At 42.5% G+C, this 322-nt stretch carries 1 protein-coding gene; it reads right to left on the bottom strand.

What is annotated here, in order from left to right; genetic code table 11:
• A partial coding sequence (locus tag HC176_RS18555; protein ID WP_167920452.1) for an aminotransferase class V-fold PLP-dependent enzyme occupies positions 1 to 322 on the bottom strand: 322 nt, incomplete at both ends.

The raw sequence follows: 322 nt of genomic DNA, 5'->3' as shown, positions 1-322 counted from the left end.
CGGAAGTTTTTTTAACCATTCTTCCTTTCCGTACAGGATTCCAACCCCTGTAGGGCCGCACATCTTGTGAGCAGATACCGTATAGAAATCTACATCCAGCTCCTGAACATCAGCTTTGATATGCGGTGCGGCCTGTGCACCATCTAAAAGAACAGCTGCGCCTATTGCATGTGCTTTTTCAATGATCTCCTTTACAGGATTCACAGTGCCTAAAGCGTTGGAAACATGATTTACGAAAACCAGTTTGGTCTTTTCTGAAAGCAGGTTTTGAAATTCATTCATGTTAAGTGTTCCGTTGTCATTCATAGGAATGACCTTTAGA

Source organism: Tamlana crocina, from assembly GCF_012037625.1.
This window is presented reverse-complemented; position numbering and strand designations above follow the sequence as displayed.